The following is a 19,095-nucleotide window of genomic DNA, read 5'->3' as shown; positions in this document are numbered from 1 at the left end:
GCTACATCTGTGAGAAAATTGATTATTTATAGTTCTTTTTTTCTATCATATAGTACACTAACGGAACAACCAATAAGGTTAATACTGTAGACACAATAGTTCCTCCCATTAATGAAATTGCTAATCCTTGAAAAATAGGATCAAATAGTATTACAAATGCTCCAATTACAACCGTTCCTGCTGTTAACAAAATAGGTGTAGTACGCACTGCTCCTGCTTCAATTGCAGCTTGTTTAATAGGTACACCTTCTGCTATTCTTAAATTAATAAAGTCTATTAACAGCACAGAGTTTCTTACCATAATTCCTGCTAAAGCAATCATACCAATAAATGAAGTAGCTGTAAAGAATGCTCCCATAATCCAGTGACCAAGAATAATTCCTATTAAAGACAATGGTATAGCTACCATCATAACAATTGGTGCTTTAAAGTTTTGAAACCATCCTACAATTAAGATATAAATAAGAATAATGGCGCCTAAAAAGGCTATTCCTAAATCTCTAAAAACTTCTAAGGTAATTTGCCATTCTCCATCCCATTTTACGGTATAATCATCTTCAAATTCTGGTTGACCTAAATACATTTCATTAATAGTATAGCCTTTAGGTAATGGTATTTCTTTTAATTTTTCTTCCATTCCTAAAATAGCATAAGCAGGACTTTCTAACTCTCCAGCCATATCTGCCATAACATACACTACTCGTTTTTGGTTTTTACGATAAATACTTTTTGCTGAAGTGGTTTCTGTTATACTTACCAAATCTGCAATAGGAACCATATTACCTTGTTTCGATTTTACTTTTAATTGCGCAATATCAGTAATGGTAGATTTTTCTTTTTCATCTAAAGAAAGCACTAAACCAACTTGGTTTACAGCATCTTCATCATACAAATTAGTAATGGCTCTGTTAGATAAGGCCATATTCATGGTATATGCAATTTGCTGTGGTGCAACGCCATATAACATGGCTTTTTCTTTGTTTATCTCAAATTGGTATTCGGTTTGATCATCTTCAACCATCCAATCAATATCTACCACATCTGCTGTGTTTTTTAAGATATCTTGAACATGATTTGCTACTTTTATTTGCTCGTTATAATCTGGCCCATACACTTCTGCAACAATTGTAGAAAGAACAGGAGGTCCTGGTGGCACCTCTACCAACTTCACATTGGTATGATACTTTTCTGCTATTTTTTGAATATCTGGACGTAATAATTTAGCAATATCATGACTTTGCGCAGAACGTGATTCTTTATCTAATAAATTTACTTGAATATCTGCCATATTAGAGCCTCCACGTAAATCATAATGACGTACCAAACCATTAAATGTAATTGGTGCAGAAGTACCAACATAATTTTGATAATTTACTACTTCTGGTCGCGTAGATAAATATTGTGAAATTTCTTGCGCCACAACACCTGTACGTTCTAGCGTAGTTCCTTCTGGCATATCAATTACAACTTGAAACTCATTCTTATTATCAAAAGGTAACATTTTTACAGCCACAGAATTGGTATAAAACAAGAACATAGTTCCTATAAGAATTACAAAAGTTCCTCCTAAAAACAACCATCGTTTTCCTTTGCTTTCTAAAAGAGGTCTTTCAAACTTGTTATAAACTCTATAAATAAGCGTGTCTTCAACTGCTTTTTCAGGTTTTTCTTCTACTCCTTTTTTATCTTTTTCTCTTAGGAAAATATAGCCTAAATATGGTGTAATGGTTAATGCCACAAAAAGAGATAAAATCATAGCTATAGAAGCTCCTATTGGCATAGGTGCCATATAAGGTCCCATTAATCCAGAAACAAAAGCCATTGGTAAAACCGAAGCTATAACCGTAAATGTTGCTAAAATGGTTGGGTTACCAACTTCATTAATAGCATACAAAGCAGCTTGCTTAAAAGGCAGTCGTTTCATTTTGAAATGCCTATGCATGTTTTCGGCAATAATTATCGAGTCATCTACTACAATTCCGGTTACAAATACTAAAGCAAAAAGAGTAATTCGGTTAAGTGTGTAATCCATCATAAAGTAACTCAACAAGGTCAATGCAAAGGTAATTGGCACTGATAAAAACACGACCAATCCACCACGCCAACCCATAGCTAGCATAACAACAATGGTTACTGCAAAGATAGAACCTATAAGGTGTAGTAATAGTTCTGACACCTTATGCGATGCAGTTTCCCCATAATTTCTTGTGATTTCTACATGTACATCATCTGGAATTAAATTGGTACGTAAATGGTCTACTTTATCTATAATTACTTCTGCTATTTTCATAGCATCAGCACCTTTTCTTTTAGCAACAGAAATAGTAACTGCTGGATATTCCGATTTGTACTCGGCAGATTTTACACTACCTTTTCCAAAACCTAAACTCACGTAGTTTTGTGGTACTTCTGGACCATCAATAATTTTAGCTACTTGTTTTAAATAAATAGGTTGGTTTTGCTGTACACCTACAACTAAATTTTCAACATCTGTTACAGATGCTAAAAAGGTACCTGTATTTACTAAAAACTCGGTATCACTTTTATCAAAACTTCCAGCACTTAATTGGCTATTATTTGCTTTAATCATTTCAGAAACCGACAAGAAATCTAAACCGCTAGCAGCCAATTTATCTTTATCTAAAACCACACGTAATTGACGATCTCTTCCTCCTATTTTATGCGTAATAGCAACGTCGTTTACCTTTTTAATTTCAGCTTCTAACTCTTGTGCCATTTGGCTTAATTGGTAGTCGTTGTAGTTTTCGCTCCACAGCGTTAATCCTAACATTGGCACATCATCAATAGCACGTGTTTTTACTAACGGAAACGTAACACCTGCAGGCATTTGATCCATGTGCTTATTAATTTCGTTGTATAATTTCACAAAACTACGTTCAATATCTTCGCCTACATAAAACTGCACGATAACCATACCTTGCTCTTTCATAGACGTAGAATACACATACTCTACACCTTTAATATTAGAGATTAATTGCTCTAAAGGTTTAATTACTCGCGACTCTACTTCGGTAGGACTTGCACCAGGATAACCAACAAAAATATCAGCCATAGGTACATCAATTTGTGGTTCTTCTTCACGCGGAATTAAAAACGAACTGTACACACCAACAACCATAAACACGATCATTAAAAGCACTGTAAGCTTTGACTGCATAAAGACTTTGGCAATTTTACCTGCGATTCCTTCTTTCATAATTATTACTTTTTTTATTCCATTGACAATGGAAATCTTTATATTTTGGGCGTTTTAACAGGCTATACACTGTATCTTTTTTACCTGTCATTGCGAAGTAAATTTTTATTTGCTGTGGCAATCTCTTAATCGATTGGGAGATTACCACGTCGTTGCACTCCTCGTAATGACAACATATTTGTTAAGTAAAAAAGGATGTCGTTTCTATCCTTAACGCGACTTATTAGTTATTGAATTGTAATTTTGGCACCATTAAACAGTTTTCCTTCGGCAGAAACAATGTAAGCTTCGTCTGCACGTAAACCCGATAATACTTCTACTTGATCACCAAAAGTTCTACCTAAACGCAACCAACGTAATAACGCCGTATTACTTGCACTTACTGTGTACACACCAGATAATTGTCCGTTGGTAACAATAGCATCTGCTGGTATTAAAACCATAGACGATGTTGCTTTACGTTCTATAGGAAATTGCACTGTAGTAAACATGCCTGATAAAATATTAGCATCGGTTTTATCTAATTCTATTTTCACTAAATATTGTCCACCAGTATTTTTGGCAGAAGTACTTACTTCTACCACTTTTCCTTTAATGGTTTGGTTAATGGATTTTACCAAAACGTCTACCAAAACACCGTTTTTTATAGCTGAAATTTCTGTTTCAGGAACCATTGCCATCACTTCAAAATTTCCTGGTTTTTCCATACTTATTAATGACACTCCAGGATTTGCCATATTACCAGCTTCTACATTTTTACTTGTTATTGTTCCGCTAAAAGGCGCAGTAATATTGCTATAGGTAAATTGAGCATTTATTTCGTTTTTCATTTGGTTTGCAGACTCTAAACGCGCTTTAGCCATTTCAAAATTAGCAGTCATATCATCCATTTCTTTTTGTGATGCGCTATTATCTGCAAATAAGTTTTTAAAACGATTATAATCTTTTTGTGCATTATTAAAAGCAGCTGTTGCTTCGGTAATACTTGCGTTTACTTGTGCTCTTTTAGCTTGTAAATCGGCATTATTAATAGATACCAATAATTGTCCTTTACGTACTTTATCACCAACATTTACATACACTTTATTCACATAACCCATCATTCTAGTACTTAAATCAGCACTGTTTGCAGCTTGAATTTTTCCACTAACTGCCAAAAACGGATTATTAGTATTGGCTTCTACCTGACTGGTTTTTACAGTAATTGCTGGTGTATTATCTACAACAGATGTTTTTTCTTTACTACCACAACTTGCTACTAATAGCGCTACAGAAAGTGTTAGGATTGTATATGTTTTTTTCATGGTTATTGTTTTTTATTTAAGACACTTAGACAAGCTTAGTGTGAAACTATTTATACATTTAGACTCTAGAAAACCAAAGCTGTTTCTTGGTTCTAATGCTCTTATTTTTCTTTTATTCTTTAGTTAAAAATTGTAAGTATGCTTGCGCGTAATTATATTCAAAAATGGTTTGATAATACTCTAATTCTTTCTGCGCATATTGGGTTTCTGCCATTAATAAATCGGATGTTTTTTCTAGACCCTCTTTAAATCTATTGGTTCTTATTCGTAAAGATTCTTCCGATTGCTCTAAGGCTAAAGTTGTTAATTTCAACTTATTTTCAGCATCTAAAAAAGCACGCTTCGCTTTGTTTAATTCTAAATTACTTTGTGATACATATTGTGTGTATTCTAGTTTTGATTTTTCAAAGGCTGCTTTACTTTTTTTCGCTTTTCCAAAGCGTTTAGAACCTTGAAAAATATCCCAACTTAATTGTGCTCCAAACAAATATCCATTAGCATCCCCTTGAAAAACTTGATCGTCATACAACTCATAACTACCAAAAGCGTTTAGTCTTGGCAAAAAGGCCATTTTATCTGCTTTATTCATAGCTTCATAAGCATTAGATGCCAATTGCATGGCTTTAATATCTGAACGATTTTTAGAAACCTCTTTATCTTCTATTTGAAGCGTAGCAACCATTAGCGCATCGGTTGGTGTGTATATTACATAAGTGTCATCATTCATTAAAAAAGACAAATAATTGGATGCATTTTGCACATTACTTTTAGCTGCTTGCAACTGGTTTTGCACTTCTGTTACACGTACTTCTACATTTAAAACATCTGCACGTTGTAGGTAACCTTGTTTAAAACTATTATCGGCTAATTTTTTATTGGCATTTGCTGCTTCTAACGCTTTTTCTAAAACCTCTACTGCCTTATAAGCCAATTGTAATTGCATATACGCTTTTTCTACTTCAAAGGCCAAATAATCTTGTGTGCGCGCTGTTTTTAATGACATCGCTTCCATTTTAGATTTGGCAGCCTTACGTTGATATAAACCATCTAAATTTATTAATGGTTGTTGAAACTCAAACTTTGTGGCGTAATTTTCAATTTGCGAAGGATCATTTAATAATGCAGGACTAAAATCATTTTGTGTTAATATTTCTTGGTTTAATTTAGAACCAAAAGCCATTAACGGATTTGTAGTAGCAATTCCTGTATGGCTTGCAGTAATGTTTGGTAAAAACACAGCGTTAGTTTGACTGTAGTCTGCTTTAGCTTGATTGAATTCTTCTTCAGAAATCTTGATACTAGTGTTATTTTCATTCACTTTTGCCAAAACATCCGTTTTAGTAATAGGTACTAAATTTTGTGCTTGCACAGAAATTGTGAAGACAGAAAACAACAATGCTTTATAAATATACTTTTTCATTAATCATTAATTTACTGTACAAATGTACATTAGAAAAACACCGAAGTCAGTAACATAAGTTACCAAGTAAAAATGACATAAAAACAAAGTTGTATTGTTGTTATACTAGTATCACTTACTTTTGTATGCTGTATGGATTCATTAACACAAATAGTATTAGGAGCAGCTGTAGGAGAAGTTGTTTTAGGTAAAAAAGTTGGCAACAAAGCCATGCTTTATGGTGCAATTGCAGGAACCATTCCTGATTTTGATGTATTTGCTTCTTACTTTACAGATACTGTTACCGCACTTTCTATACATAGAGGTTTTACACATTCTATTGTTTTTTCAGTACTTTTTGCGCCCATTTTGGGTTGGTTAGTTTCTAGGTATGAAACCTATAAAAATTTTAAAGATTGGTCCTGGTTATTCTTTTGGGCTTTTGTTACACATCCTATATTAGATGCACATACTACTTGGGGAACACAATTATTTTGGCCTTTAGATTTAAGGTTAGCATTTAAAACTATTTTTGTTATAGACCCTTTATATACATTGCCTTTTTTAGTGTTTTTAATTTTGGCAATGCTACAAAAACGCACTGCACACAAACGTCAATTTTATAACAAGTTAGGTTTAATAATAAGTACCTCTTACTTACTACTAACCTTTCTATTAAAAGGCATTGCATACAGTAAATTTGAAGCTGCTCTAGCAACACAAAATATTGCTTATTTAGATTTAGACACTAGACCTTCGCCTTTAAACACCATACTTTGGAGTGCTAATGTAGAAACAGAAGATGCCTATTTATTAGGAAATTATTCGTTTTTTGATTCGCAACCTATCACTTTTGATAGCTATCCTAAAAACCATGAATTATTAGGAAATCTTACTGAAGAAGAAAGCGTAAAACGTATGATTGCTATTTCTGAAGGTTGGTACACGATTACCCAAAAAAAGGAAACCCTTTATTTTAACGATTTACGATTTGGGCTATTAAGTATAACACCAAAATCTAACAACTTTGTTTTTAAATACAGAATAGATGTAGATGCTTCTGGTAAGCTTACTTTTACAGAAGAACCTAAAAACAATCGGGATGGAAAAAAATTACTAAGCGAATTGTGGCAACGTGTAAAAGGCAATTAACACTAATTGTAATGAAAAAGGCATCTATAAAATTTATAAACGCCTTTTTACCTATCAACCAAAAAAAAACTGATAACCACATCAGCTTACCTTTAAAGTACCTCTATCTCTTCCTGCTACAACAAGCATTATTTTTATACTTAAATAAACTTGAAAAAACAGAATGATAGGATACATTCTTTTAAACCTTTAATATTTTGAAATTCTTTGTATCATAACTATACTTCTACTGTTTTAAAAAACATGTTTATAACAGCATAAAGAAGAACAAAACCATATTTTACAGTACAAAATTAAGGCAATACTTAATACCACTCAGTAACTAATGTTACGCAACGAAAAGAATTATTATTTCAGCTTCTTTTTACAATATTTCTTACATCTTCGTTCTTTGAGTGGCAAAATATCCTTAAATTTAATCCCTTTATTTTTTTAAAATTCACAACAAGACTTCTTTATCATTTTAGGTGTTTTGTAAAGATATAATTCAAATTCTCATGAATATTACAGCTGCATATACAGACCTTTATCAAATTACAATGGCACAAGTTTATTTTGGCACAAAACCCAATGGACGAGCAGTATTCGATTATTATTTTAGACACAATCCTTTTAATAGTGGCTATTCTATTTTTGCTGGACTAGAAGACGTATTAGAAATACTTGAAACTTTAGAGTTTACAGCATCCGATATTTCCTATTTAAAACAAAAAGGATTTGAAAATGACTTTTTAGACTATCTAGAAAACTTTCGTTTTCAAGGAAACATTTATTCTAGTAAAGAAGGTGATGTTGTATTTCCTAACCGACCAATTTTACAAGTAGAAGCCAATATTATAGAAGCGCAAATTATTGAAACGCTTTTACTAAACATTCTTAATTTTCAAACCTTAATTGCTACAAAAGCCAGCAGGATAAAATTTAGCGCTAAAGATGGAATTCTACTAGATATGGGTTTACGTCGTGCACATGCTACAGGTGGTTACTATGCTTCTAGAGCAGCTGCTATTGGTGGTTTTGATAGTACAAGTAATGTTAAAGCTGCCGAAGACTATAATATTTCTTCCTCAGGAACCATGGCACACTCTTTTATACAAAGTTATGAGGATGAATTGCAAGCTTTTAGAGATTTTGCTAAAATGCGACCAGAAAACTGTGTGCTCTTAATTGATACCTACAATACCCTTAAAAGCGGATTGCCTAACGCTATTACAGTTGCCAAAGAAATGGAAAAAAGAGGTGATCAATTGTTAGGCGTACGTTTAGATAGTGGTGATTTAGCCTATTTGTCTAAAAAAACTCGAGCTATACTAGATGCTGCAAATTTAAATGATGTAAAAATTGTAGTATCAAACCAATTAGATGAATATGTAATAAAAAGTTTGAAAGAACAAGGTGCTCCTATTGATATTTATGGTGTTGGTACCAATTTGGTCACAGGAAAACCAGATGCTGCATTAGATGGTGTGTATAAATTAGCCGAATATAATGATACACCAAGAATTAAACTTTCTGAAAATATTATTAAAATATCACTTCCTTTTAAAAAGCAAGTGTACCGAATGATAGACGATAACGGCATGTTTTATGGAGCAGATGCGATAACACTGGCTTCGGAAGAAAAAGTAACACTAATGGAACATCCTTTTGATATTACTAAAAGTTTAGAACTACATGCTTTTAAAAAAGAAGCTTTACTAGAACAAGTGATGAAAAATGGAAAAAGAATAGTTCCTACGCGATCTGTTACTGAAATTTCTGAATTTTCACAATCGCGATTAAAACAGCTTCCTAATGAATATAAACGTTTTCAAAATCCGCATATTTACAAAATAGGACTTAGTTCAGCGCTAAAAAAAGAACGTGACATTTTGATTAAAAAACACAAACATTAAACAAGCGTAACAAATCTACTTCCACTAAAAATCTATTTATGAAAACGCTACTCATCATCGATGTACAAAACGATTTTATGCCCAACGGATCACTTCCTGTTCCTTACGGAAATGAAATTGTACCAAATATAAATGCCATACAAGATAAATTTGATTTGATAGTTGCTACTCAAGATTGGCATCCTAGAGATCATGTAAGTTTTGCCAATAATCATGAAGGCAAATCTAATTTTGATGAAATTAAAATACATGGTGTACCACAAACCTTATGGCCAGATCATTGTGTACAAGGAACCGAAGGTGCAGCGTTTCATCCAGATTTAAATACGAATAAAATAGAAACTATTTTTAGAAAAGGAACCGATAAAACCATAGATAGCTATAGTGCCTTTTATGACAACAGACATTTAAAATCTACAGGGTTGGCTGGTTATTTAAAAGAAAAAGGAACCTCTGCGCTTTATCTATGTGGTTTAGCCGCTGATATTTGTGTGTATTTTTCAGTACGTGACGCTGTTAAAGAAGGCTTTTCTTGTTTTTTTATTGAAGACGCCTCCAAAGCACTGGATACTAAAGCGTTTGAAAAACTTAAAAAAAGTATGGTTGCTATGGGAATTAAAATGGTTACATCAGCAGATATATTGTGAATCTAAAAATAGATTCCTTTTAATATGGTATACTACTGTGTATAAAAAAAGCACTTATAATTGCTTATAAATGCTTTTTCATTAACTAACCAAAAACGAACGATTAAATCAATTTGCTTTTCTTGTGCCTCCATGTCCTCCAGCTACAACAAGCATTATTTTTATACTTAAATAAATAAACTTGAAAAACTGAATGATAGGATTCATCATTTTAAATCTTTGATATTTTGAAATTCTTTGTGTCATGATCTTATGTTTTATAACGTTTTTATTCTGGTATAAGCCACCAAAATGGTTTCATTTTTGCTTTATAAATAAAAGCATAGTGTAAAGCTAATTTTAACCAGTGTCCTGCTAAACCTATTTCACCAAAGGTTTTTCCTAATTGTCTTCCTTGTGTTTTCGGATATTTTTCATAGTCAGGAACAATTGGATACGTAGTAATACTTACTCCGCTTCCTGTAGTCATACCGAAACCTGCAGAAGCAATACAAGCTGCTCCCATATTTCCTAAAGAACCTTTATGGTTTAAAGACTCTTTTCCGCTTTTAATACTATCTATTATATTATCTGCAACCAATTTTGCGGTAATTCCAGAAGGCATTCCTGTACGTGGTGGCGCAGGAGAAATATCTGTACCATTTTTGCTTTTTCGTGGTTTAGAAATAGCGTGAGGAGGTGCAAATGCAATTCCTGGTGCAAAAATATTTTTATAACTAGGGTTTTGATAGGTTTCAGGCCAATCTTTTACCGACCATTTTTCATAAGGTTTTGGTGTATAATCTGCATCTACAACCATAAACCCACGAAACAATTTTTCTGTAATATCGTTTTCATTTTTATCATAAGCTTTAAAACCATGACCCGAAAACGAAGGTATTAACATAGCAAAATCATAATCTTCGGTTTTATATTCTCCTTCTAGGTTTTCATAATGTGCTACACCATCTTCAATTTTATTTACTCCTGCTCCTAGAATCCATTTAATGTCTCTATCTTCAAAGATCATTTCAATCATTTCATGCGATTTCATAGACAAGCTTCCGTAACTTAACAACATACCATCCATCCCGAAATCTCCTAATTGATATTCGTTAGAAATCCATGTTACTTCGGCCATATCACGAACTTTATGTTTACGTAATTCTTGTTCTACATTTAAAATGTATTCAAAAGCAGCACCTTGACAGGTTGATTTTGCGTGTCCTGTACCAATTAAAATTTTGGCCTTTTTACCAGCTTTCATTTGTTCAATTAAAGCACTTAAACCTTGCCAAGCATGATCTGCATGCGTATAAGTACAAACCGAATAGGCTTTATTTTTACCAGGAATTAAACCTTCTGTAGCTTCAAAATTTAATTTTGGTCCTGTAGCATTTATTAAATAATCATAGGTTACTTTTTCTTGTTTTCCTTTATTTTCACCTGTAACATATTCGGATAAAACATACGGTTTTTGTTCTGTTTTATCTCCTTCTGGAAAAAACGAAATTGCTTTAGCTTGCTTAAACTCTATTCCTTTCTTTTTATATAAAGGAGCTAATGGAAATAATATTTTTTCTGATTTCATTCTACCAATTCCTACCCAAATATTAGACGGAATCCATTGGTAATTACTATTAGGTGATACTACAACAACTTCATGTTTTTTTGAAAGTTTTCTACGTAAATGAGTTGCTGCAACGTGACCAGAAATTCCCGCTCCTAAAATGACAATTTTAGACATGATTTTTATTTTTATGTAAAGATAATATCCATGTAAACACTCTACAGTTACTTTTGTTACATTAAGGAAAAATTATAGTTTAATTATTTTTCTCTCAATTTTATTTGCTTTATTTTTTAATATAATTACATACTCTCCAGAAGCCATTTTTGATAAATCTAAAGGAATTGTTTTTAACCCAATAGATTTTTCAATAGTTACAGATTTCACTTTTTTTCCTAAAAGATCATAAACTTCTAATATAGTTTCCTCTGTATTAGGAATAAAAACTTCAATAGAAAAAACACCTTTAGATGGATTTGGATACACTTTTATATTATAGATATTATTTTGATTTAATGCAACTTCATCTATACCTAAAGTAGATTTATTAATAAACACTTTAAAAGCTAAATTACTCGCACTACTCTGTGTACCATTATTAATAAAGAAAATATTTTCTTGTGTACTTTCAATACCTCCAAAAATATATCCAACATGTGTAATACCTTCTTGTAAATTATTGATATCTATTATTTTACCAGTTAAATAATTTGAATTGTTATTTAATGGTATAAATTCTGATCCAGAACCTAAAAATGTTGGCATTTCTATATCTAAACTACTTTCTACCATCGATCCATCACTAAATCTGGAAACTTTACTTATAGTTTTTATAAAAGGCACATTATCATCCTGCACAAGATTATCATTTACGTCTAATTTATATTGACTCATTCCTCCAAAAAAGATGGTATGCATAATATTATTTGTAGCATCATAAATAGGTGTTTTAGCACTATGGTATTGGCTTAAATATTGATTAAAGGTATTATTAACTGTATAACCAGAATCTGTAACATCTACACTATTTAGCCAAGGTAAATTCGCTGTATGCTGAAAAACGCCACTAAACATGGTAAACCCTTGTGTTCCATCTGGAAAAATTTGAGGAGACATATTATAATCTCTTCTATGTAAATTATTCGTATCGTTTTGTGCAGAATAATTAACTATGGAAAGATTTGTACCATCGTCATTGATTTCAAAAGTTCTAATTTCATCTGTATAATTTTGAATAAATCCAGGTCCATTATTTGGTCCCATGGGATTATATCTGCCTTCAAAATATTGTCCACCACACAAATAAAACACATCATTTAATAAGCCTAAATGTCCTCCTGTAACTGCAAAATTTGAATTGGATATTTGTCTAAAAAACGAAACAATACTTGTATTATTTATAACTGCATTTGCTAGACCATCTACGTCTATTGCAGTTAATTTATCATACGTAATATGGTCATTTTGCGTAGCACTATAACCATAACCACCTACAATATATAGTGAATTTCCTCTTTGTGTAAATTCTTGGTTTGTAGCTTGTAATTGTTCAAACATAGAAGTCTGCAATACACTAATAGACGTACTCCAAGTTTGGTTAGCCACTGGATCAATTACATAAACATTTTTATTGTTATCGCTTTCCAGAAACGCTGCAAAAGGTTGTCTTTGGTGTAAACCATCTATTCTTCCTCCTATAACTACCCACATATCATCACTAGTTTTTCCCCAAGAGAAAGAATGGACGTTAGGTGCATTTGTAATTGTTAATGGTTCTATTTGAACTGTGAATTGATCTTGTGCAAATGATGTTATAAATGCTAATATGTAAAGTGGGAGTGTTAAATATTTTTTCATAATGATTTTTAGTAGAAAACCAAAAATAGAGCTAATAAAAATTGAAAAGTGTATCAATTGTTACACTACTTTAATTTGTCTTATTATAACTCCAAACCGCTAAACCATTCATTACAAAAGCATAAAGTGCTGTTTTTAATAGCTGAGGAAGAATATCGTTAAAACCAGAACCTTTAAGCATCACCATACGCATGACTTCTACAAAATACTTTACGGGATTAAATTCTGTAATAATTTGTGCCCATTTTGGCATGCTTTCAATGGGAGTAAACAAACCACTCATTAAAATAAAAATAACCGTAAAAAACCAAGAAATAAACATGGCTTGTTGTTGTGTGTCTGTGAAATTAGAAATAAATAGTCCTATACCTAATACCACCAAAATATAAATAGAGGTGTAAAAATACATGAGCGCTAAGCTACCTAGCATAGGTACATTAAAAATGACTCTTTCCAGAATTAATCCTATCGTTAGTAATCCCATTCCAATAACCCAAAACGGAAAGAGTTTACCTATAATAAACTGTCTTTTTTTAATTGGTGTTACATTAATTTGTTCTAAGGTTCCTATTTCTTTTTCGCGAACAATATTCATTCCAGATAAGAATAAGGTAATCATAGTTACTAGTAAAACTAATATACCAGGAACCATAAAGGTTTTATAATTTAAAGTTTTATTATACCAAAATAATGGAATGCTTTCTATGCTTATTGGCTGAATTTGTTGATCTAAAACTTGCAATGCATCTATTTTTATTTTTTGATTAAAGCGCTGAATAATCTGATTTACATATACATTTTCAACTCCTGCAGCTGCGCCATCAATAGCATTGATAGTTACTCCTAGACTATTATGTTTTTCCTTTTGAAGATCACGTTCAAAATATTGTGGGATTTCTAAAACGACATCTACTTCTCCTTTTAACATTGCTGCGCTTGCTATTGCTTCTGAAGGAAAGTCGGTTAATACATTAAAATATGTAGATGCATTAAATTTTTCTATTAAAGCTCTAGAGCTTGTAGAATGGTCTTTATCGATATAGCCAAATTTAATATTCTTGATTTCAAAAGTGGCTGCATTAGATAATATAACTAATTGCAATAATGGCAAAATAAAAATAATAGGAAGCATCCCTTTATTTCTAAAGATTTGCTTAAACTCTTTTTGTATAATGTATAAGATTGTTTTCATTACTCCAATCTAATTTTATATTTCTTTACACTTAATGCTATAAAAAATACCGTCATCGCTAATAAAATCAAGGTTTCTTTCCATATAAATTGTAATCCTACACCTTTTAGCATAATACCTTTTATGATGATGATAAACCATTTTGCAGGAATGATATTACTAATAATTTGCAATGGTAAAGGCATACTTGAGATTGGAAAAATAAAACCCGAAAGTAAAATTACAGGAAGCATGAGTCCCATTAAAGAAATCATCATAGCTGTTTGTTGTGTAGCTGAAATGGTTGAAATTAAAATACCTAAAGCCAATGCACTAATAATAAAAAGAATACTTTCTAATGCCAATAAAAACAAGCTTCCTTGCACTGGCATATTAAAAATAAAAATACTCAGTAAAACAATAACTACTGCGTTAATAATAGACAGAAAAATATACGGAAACACCTTACCAACTATAACTTGAATTGGTTTTATTGGTGACACTAAGAGGATTTCCATGGTTCCTAATTCCTTTTCTCTTGTAATAGAAATAGAAGTCATCATAGCAGAAACCAACATTAAAATAATAGTCATAACACCAGGAACAAACATATACACACTTTTCAATTCTGGATTATACACCATTCTTGTTTGGGGTACAATTTGATATGCAATGGTAATGTGTTTATTCAAGTCTTTTTGATATTGTTGCAAAATAGCATTTACATAATTACTTATGGTATTAGCTGTATTTGGGTCTGTAGCATCTGTAATAATCTGGATTGTTGCTTGGTTATCTTTAATTAGCTTTTTACTGAAATCTTTTTCAAAATTTAAAACCGCTTTAACTTTTCCTTTTTTGAAAACGGATTCCATATCGGATTCTTTTTCCATAGTTTTTTTAATACTGAAATATTTTGAAGCTTCTATTTTATTGATAATTTCTTCCGTTGTTTCATCTTTAGAATGATCTAAAATGGCAATATCTACATTGTTTATTTCATTAGTAATTGCAAAACCAAAAAGCATAATTTGTGCTATAGGCATTCCGAAGAGAATAAACAACGAGCGTCTATCTCTAAAAATATGATAGAATTCTTTTTTTATGAAGCCTATAAATCTTTTCATCCTCTTGCCAGTTTTAAAAACACATCATTCATATTAGTTACTTGAAACTGTTCTTTCAATTTTTTTGGAGTATCTAAAGCTTCTATTTTTCCGTTTACCATAATGGAGACACGGTCGCAATATTCGGCTTCATCCATATAGTGTGTGGTTACAAAAACGGTTGTTCCTTGATGGGCTGCTTTGTATATCATTTCCCAAAATTGTCGTCTAGTAATAGGATCTACTCCTCCAGTTGGTTCATCTAAAAACACAATTTTTGGATCGTGAATTAAGGATACCGAAAAGGATAGTTTTTGTTTCCAACCTAATGGTAAAGAACCTACTAATTTAGTAGCTACCTTTTCTAGTTTTAACTCTTTTATTAAAAGTGCCGATTTTTCTCTGATTTGCTTTCGCGACAAGCCGTAAATTCCACCAAAAAAGGTAATGTTTTCCTTAACCGTTAAATCGTCATATAAAGCAAATTTCTGACTCATATAACCAATGTTTTTCTTGATATCTTCGGCATTGGTAAACACATCAAATCCTGCTACTTTAGCTGCTCCAGAGCTTGGTTTAGAAATTCCTATCAGCATTTTCATAGCTGTTGTTTTTCCTGCTCCATTTGCTCCTAGAAATCCAAATATTTCTCCTTTTTTAACTTCAAAAGAGATGGCATTTACTGCTGTAAAATCGCCAAATATTTTGGTTAGGTTTTGTGCTTCTATGACGTTTTGGTTTTTCATTATTTAGCTAATTCCATAAAAGTATCCTCAATGGTTGGTTCTGTTTTTTCTATTTCTATATTCCTTAGATTTTTAGATTCTAAATATTTGTATAAATCTGAAGGATTAAAATCTACTCTACTATCTGTATAATGCACAAACTCACCAAAAGGATACACACTATGGTTGTACGTATACGCTTTTAAATTATTAAGTAATTGATAGGTGTTATTTGCACGTACATTATAAATTTGCTTTGGATAATGTTTTACAATAGCTTGAGGTGTATCCATCTGTAAAATTTTCCCGTTTTGAATTAATGCAATTCTATCACACAAAGCAGCTTCATCCATATAAGGTGTAGAAACCAAAATGGTAATACCTTTTTGCTGCAGACGCTTCAACATTTCCCAAAACTCTTTTCTAGAAACGGGATCTACTCCTGTAGTTGGCTCATCTAAAAAAAGCACTTTGGGTTTATGAATTAATGCACAACATAAAGCCAACTTTTGCTTCATTCCTCCAGATAATTTTCCTGCACGTCGATCTTTAAAAGGTTCTATTTGCACATAAATATCTTTTATTAAATCGTAGTTTTCCTTAATGGTTGTTCCGAAAATGGTAGCAAAAAAATTTAAATTTTCTTCCACCGTTAAATCTTGATACAGCGAAAATTTCCCAGGCATATACCCTACACTATTTCTTATCTTTTTATAATCTGCAACCACATCAAAATTGGCAACTGTTGCAAAGCCTTCGTTAGCAATTAAGAGCGTTGTTAAAATTCTAAAAAGCGTTGTTTTTCCTGCACCATCAGGACCAATAAGTCCAAAAAGTTCTCCTTCTTTTACTTCAAAAGAAATGTTTTGTAAGGCTTGTACCTTTTTATACGATTTTGATATGTTAGAAACAGTTATACTCATTATTCTTTACTTATCCATATTTCTGCAGGCATTCCTATTTTTAGGCTTCCATCATTTTTAACATCTACTTTTATAGCATACACTAAGGCAACACGTTCTTCTTTGGTTTGAATTATTTTTGGTGTAAACTCTGCTTCGGAAGCAATCCAACGAACCGTTCCTTGATAGGATTTCATAGCATCTTCATCATCAATTTTCACAGTCACTTCTTGTCCAATTTTAATATTGGCTAATTGTGTTTCGCTAATGTAAACGCGTAATTGCATGGTATTTAAATCGGCAATTTTATACAATGGTTTTCCAAAAGCAGTAATTTCATTAGGTTCTGCGTATTTGGTTAAAACGGTTCCGTTTATAGGATTTACGATTTTACTTTTTTCTATTTGATCTAAAATTTGTTTTACCTGTACATCAATAGATTTTAATTCATTAACCACAGGTGCATTTTGAATTTCTACGCTTCGAATTTGATTTTTAATCACCTCAATTTCACCAGAAATATCATCTAATTGTTTTTGTGTTCCTGCGTTATCTCTTATTAAGTTTACCACTCTTGTTTTATTGGTGTTAGCTGTTTTTAACTTTGAATTTAAAACAGCTATCTGAGACAAAACGCCCTTAGATTTTGAACGAATCACAGCTTTAGAAACCTCTAATTGCTCCCGTTTTAAGGCCAACGGAATGGTATCGATATAACCTACAAACTGTTCTTTTTTAAGTACGTCACCTTCATGCACATTAAACTGCATAAGTTTTCCGTTATTTTCTGCAGAGATGGTAACTTCTGTAGCTTCAAAGTTTCCGTAACCATCTGCTTTTTCATTATCGTTTCCACAGGAAAATAAAGTGAAAGCAATAATGCTTAGTCCTAATATATAGTTATATTTTTTCATCTTTTTTATTGTCCTTTAATACTATTATAATTTGCTTTTGCTAGTTGTAATTGAATTTTATGCATTACCAACGTATTTTCATCTTCATATAAATTGGTTAATTCAGTAATATATGCGGAAGACATAATTACACCATTTTTAAGTTGCGCCTCTGCCGATTTTAAAACTTCTTTTCTTAGGTTGATTATTTCTAAATCGGAACTAATGAAAGCTTCCATTTTAGCAATTTCTTTTTCGTGATTATTTAGTTCTATATTGGTATTTAATTTAAATATTTCGGTTTCTGTATTTATAATATCTTTATTGATAATAAGGGATTCACGTTGTTTTTTATTAGCATTCCAATCGAAAACATTCCAATGAAATGTAACACCAACCGTATAAAATGTTTGAAATGAATTATCTAACATATTCAATCCTGGATTACCATAACCACCTGTAGCAAAACCTAGAAACTTTGGTGCATTTTTCTTTGACAATACACTTTCAGAATTTTCAATTTCTTCTTTTTTAAGCTGAAATAAATCTAATTCAGGTCTACTTAATTCTGTTTCTATATTTGTTTCTATTAGTGGATTTTGAAATAAAGTAGTTGTCGTTATTGGCTGACTTATTAAACTAGAAAGTGTTTGAATTAGTGTTATTCTATTATTTTCTAATTCTTGAAACTGTTGGTTAATTTTTAATAATTCGGCTTCTAAAATTTTATCAGAAGTTGGTAAAATCACACCATATTTAATTCCGGATTGCACTTCTTTCCATTTTGCTTGTAACTGCGTTTGTTTTGCTTCTAATAATAGATGCCTTTCCTGCGACAATAAAACCGAAAAATAGAGTTGGTTAATTTGTTGTTTTAGTGGATACAAACTAACCTCTACTTGTTTTTGTTTTGTTTTTAACTGCGTAGCTTTTAATTGTAATGAAGCGTCTGTTGCACCTCCATTGTAAATAAGTTGATTAACAGAAAGAGTTGCTCGATATTGATCTTTATTTAAAGGATCTATATTTACATTTGGAATAGGAATTTCAATGACATCGGATTGATAGCTAGCTTTAGCATCCAAACTAAATTGCGGTAATTTAGCCTTTGAAATTACTTGATAATCTAATTTAGTTTGTGCATCATACAATTGCTTTTGTTTTGCCAACGGATAATTTTGATTTACTAATTGGTAACATTCTTGCAAAGTAATGCTTTGTTGCGCTGTACTTGATACTGTAAATAAGATGATAAAAATGATGAATACATGTTTCATT

At 31.7% G+C, this 19,095-nt stretch carries 15 protein-coding genes; 3 read left to right on the top strand and 12 right to left on the bottom strand.

Annotation, left to right across the window (positions count from 1 at the left end; all coding sequences use genetic code 11):
* Positions 1–22 precede the first annotated feature (22 nt).
* From ACFSSB_RS01180 to ACFSSB_RS01170, 3 genes are all read right to left on the bottom strand, one after another.
* Positions 23–3,217: an efflux RND transporter permease subunit gene (locus ACFSSB_RS01180; protein WP_379900077.1), complete on the bottom strand. Its 3,195-nt coding sequence runs from the start codon at positions 3,215–3,217 to the stop codon at positions 23–25.
* 227 nt (positions 3,218–3,444) lie between these two features.
* Positions 3,445–4,521, bottom strand: coding sequence for an efflux RND transporter periplasmic adaptor subunit (locus tag ACFSSB_RS01175; RefSeq protein ID WP_379900075.1), 1,077 nt, complete (start codon positions 4,519–4,521; stop codon positions 3,445–3,447).
* A gap of 112 nt (positions 4,522–4,633) precedes the next feature.
* Positions 4,634–5,941 (bottom strand): TolC family protein, encoded by a 1,308-nt coding sequence (locus ACFSSB_RS01170; protein ID WP_379900073.1) that lies wholly within the window; start codon positions 5,939–5,941, stop codon positions 4,634–4,636.
* A 132-nt stretch (positions 5,942–6,073) separates the two neighbouring features.
* On the opposite strand from ACFSSB_RS01170, the gene ACFSSB_RS01165 reads away from it, so the two are divergent.
* From ACFSSB_RS01165 to pncA, 3 genes are all read left to right on the top strand, one after another.
* A complete protein-coding gene (locus ACFSSB_RS01165; protein WP_379900071.1) occupies positions 6,074–7,072 on the top strand; it encodes a metal-dependent hydrolase in 999 nt (332 codons plus the stop codon).
* 497 nt (positions 7,073–7,569) lie between these two features.
* Positions 7,570–8,967 carry a nicotinate phosphoribosyltransferase gene (locus tag ACFSSB_RS01160; protein WP_379900069.1) on the top strand — a complete coding sequence of 466 codons (1,398 nt, stop codon included), beginning with the start codon at positions 7,570–7,572 and terminating at the stop codon, positions 8,965–8,967.
* Between the two features lie 38 nt (positions 8,968–9,005).
* A complete protein-coding gene (pncA, locus tag ACFSSB_RS01155) occupies positions 9,006–9,614 on the top strand; it encodes a bifunctional nicotinamidase/pyrazinamidase (protein ID WP_379900067.1) in 609 nt (202 codons plus the stop codon).
* A 108-nt stretch (positions 9,615–9,722) separates the two neighbouring features.
* On the opposite strand, the gene ACFSSB_RS01150 is transcribed toward pncA, so the two are convergent.
* The 9 genes from ACFSSB_RS01150 to ACFSSB_RS01110 form a co-directional block, all read right to left on the bottom strand.
* On the bottom strand, positions 9,723–9,860 hold the full coding sequence (locus ACFSSB_RS01150) for a hypothetical protein (RefSeq protein WP_379900065.1): 138 nt from the start codon (positions 9,858–9,860) through the stop codon (positions 9,723–9,725).
* Between the two features lie 22 nt (positions 9,861–9,882).
* The gene (locus tag ACFSSB_RS01145) at positions 9,883–11,340 is read right to left on the bottom strand and encodes an NAD(P)/FAD-dependent oxidoreductase (RefSeq protein ID WP_379900063.1); all 1,458 of its coding nucleotides are present in this window, start codon (positions 11,338–11,340) and stop codon (positions 9,883–9,885) included.
* Between the two features lie 72 nt (positions 11,341–11,412).
* Positions 11,413–13,020 carry a T9SS type A sorting domain-containing protein gene (locus tag ACFSSB_RS01140; protein WP_379900061.1) on the bottom strand — a complete coding sequence of 536 codons (1,608 nt, stop codon included), beginning with the start codon at positions 13,018–13,020 and terminating at the stop codon, positions 11,413–11,415.
* Between the two features lie 70 nt (positions 13,021–13,090).
* Complete coding sequence (locus ACFSSB_RS01135; RefSeq protein ID WP_379900059.1) at positions 13,091–14,212, bottom strand: ABC transporter permease; 1,122 nt, start codon at positions 14,210–14,212, stop codon at positions 13,091–13,093.
* Positions 14,212–15,318 carry an ABC transporter permease gene (locus tag ACFSSB_RS01130; protein ID WP_379900057.1) on the bottom strand — a complete coding sequence of 369 codons (1,107 nt, stop codon included), beginning with the start codon at positions 15,316–15,318 and terminating at the stop codon, positions 14,212–14,214. The genes ACFSSB_RS01135 and ACFSSB_RS01130 overlap by 1 nt, the downstream gene beginning before the upstream one ends.
* Positions 15,315–16,043 carry an ABC transporter ATP-binding protein gene (locus ACFSSB_RS01125; RefSeq protein WP_379900055.1) on the bottom strand — a complete coding sequence of 243 codons (729 nt, stop codon included), beginning with the start codon at positions 16,041–16,043 and terminating at the stop codon, positions 15,315–15,317. Before ACFSSB_RS01125 ends, ACFSSB_RS01130 begins: the two co-directional genes overlap by 4 nt.
* On the bottom strand, positions 16,043–16,945 hold the full coding sequence (locus ACFSSB_RS01120) for an ABC transporter ATP-binding protein (RefSeq protein ID WP_379900053.1): 903 nt from the start codon (positions 16,943–16,945) through the stop codon (positions 16,043–16,045). Before ACFSSB_RS01120 ends, ACFSSB_RS01125 begins: the two co-directional genes overlap by 1 nt.
* Entirely contained in the window at positions 16,945–17,838 is an 894-nt protein-coding gene (locus tag ACFSSB_RS01115; RefSeq protein WP_379900051.1) for an HlyD family secretion protein, read from the bottom strand. Before ACFSSB_RS01115 ends, ACFSSB_RS01120 begins: the two co-directional genes overlap by 1 nt.
* 5 nt (positions 17,839–17,843) lie before the next feature.
* Positions 17,844–19,094 (bottom strand): TolC family protein, encoded by a 1,251-nt coding sequence (locus ACFSSB_RS01110; RefSeq protein WP_379900049.1) that lies wholly within the window; start codon positions 19,092–19,094, stop codon positions 17,844–17,846.
* Between the last annotated feature and the right edge of the window lies 1 nt (position 19,095).

The sequence above is a fragment of the Lacinutrix gracilariae genome (genome assembly GCF_042684485.1).
Lineage (GTDB): Bacteria > Bacteroidota > Bacteroidia > Flavobacteriales > Flavobacteriaceae > Oceanihabitans > Oceanihabitans gracilariae.
This window is presented reverse-complemented; position numbering and strand designations above follow the sequence as displayed.

Excerpts from the sequence above, each read along its gene's own strand:
- ACFSSB_RS01180 (WP_379900077.1), bottom strand. The coding sequence starts at position 3,217 with ATGAAAGAAGGAATCGCAGGTAAAATTGCCAAAGTCTTTATGCAGTCA.
- ACFSSB_RS01175 (WP_379900075.1), bottom strand. The coding sequence starts at position 4,521 with ATGAAAAAAACATATACAATCCTAACACTTTCTGTAGCGCTATTAGTA.
- ACFSSB_RS01170 (WP_379900073.1), bottom strand. The coding sequence starts at position 5,941 with ATGAAAAAGTATATTTATAAAGCATTGTTGTTTTCTGTCTTCACAATT.
- ACFSSB_RS01165 (WP_379900071.1), top strand. The coding sequence starts at position 6,074 with ATGGATTCATTAACACAAATAGTATTAGGAGCAGCTGTAGGAGAAGTT.
- ACFSSB_RS01160 (WP_379900069.1), top strand. The coding sequence starts at position 7,570 with ATGAATATTACAGCTGCATATACAGACCTTTATCAAATTACAATGGCA.
- pncA (WP_379900067.1), top strand. The coding sequence starts at position 9,006 with ATGAAAACGCTACTCATCATCGATGTACAAAACGATTTTATGCCCAAC.
- ACFSSB_RS01150 (WP_379900065.1), bottom strand. The coding sequence starts at position 9,860 with ATGACACAAAGAATTTCAAAATATCAAAGATTTAAAATGATGAATCCT.
- ACFSSB_RS01145 (WP_379900063.1), bottom strand. The coding sequence starts at position 11,340 with ATGTCTAAAATTGTCATTTTAGGAGCGGGAATTTCTGGTCACGTTGCA.
- ACFSSB_RS01140 (WP_379900061.1), bottom strand. The coding sequence starts at position 13,020 with ATGAAAAAATATTTAACACTCCCACTTTACATATTAGCATTTATAACA.
- ACFSSB_RS01135 (WP_379900059.1), bottom strand. The coding sequence starts at position 14,212 with ATGAAAACAATCTTATACATTATACAAAAAGAGTTTAAGCAAATCTTT.
- ACFSSB_RS01130 (WP_379900057.1), bottom strand. The coding sequence starts at position 15,318 with ATGAAAAGATTTATAGGCTTCATAAAAAAAGAATTCTATCATATTTTT.
- ACFSSB_RS01125 (WP_379900055.1), bottom strand. The coding sequence starts at position 16,043 with ATGAAAAACCAAAACGTCATAGAAGCACAAAACCTAACCAAAATATTT.
- ACFSSB_RS01120 (WP_379900053.1), bottom strand. The coding sequence starts at position 16,945 with ATGAGTATAACTGTTTCTAACATATCAAAATCGTATAAAAAGGTACAA.
- ACFSSB_RS01115 (WP_379900051.1), bottom strand. The coding sequence starts at position 17,838 with ATGAAAAAATATAACTATATATTAGGACTAAGCATTATTGCTTTCACT.
- ACFSSB_RS01110 (WP_379900049.1), bottom strand. The coding sequence starts at position 19,094 with ATGAAACATGTATTCATCATTTTTATCATCTTATTTACAGTATCAAGT.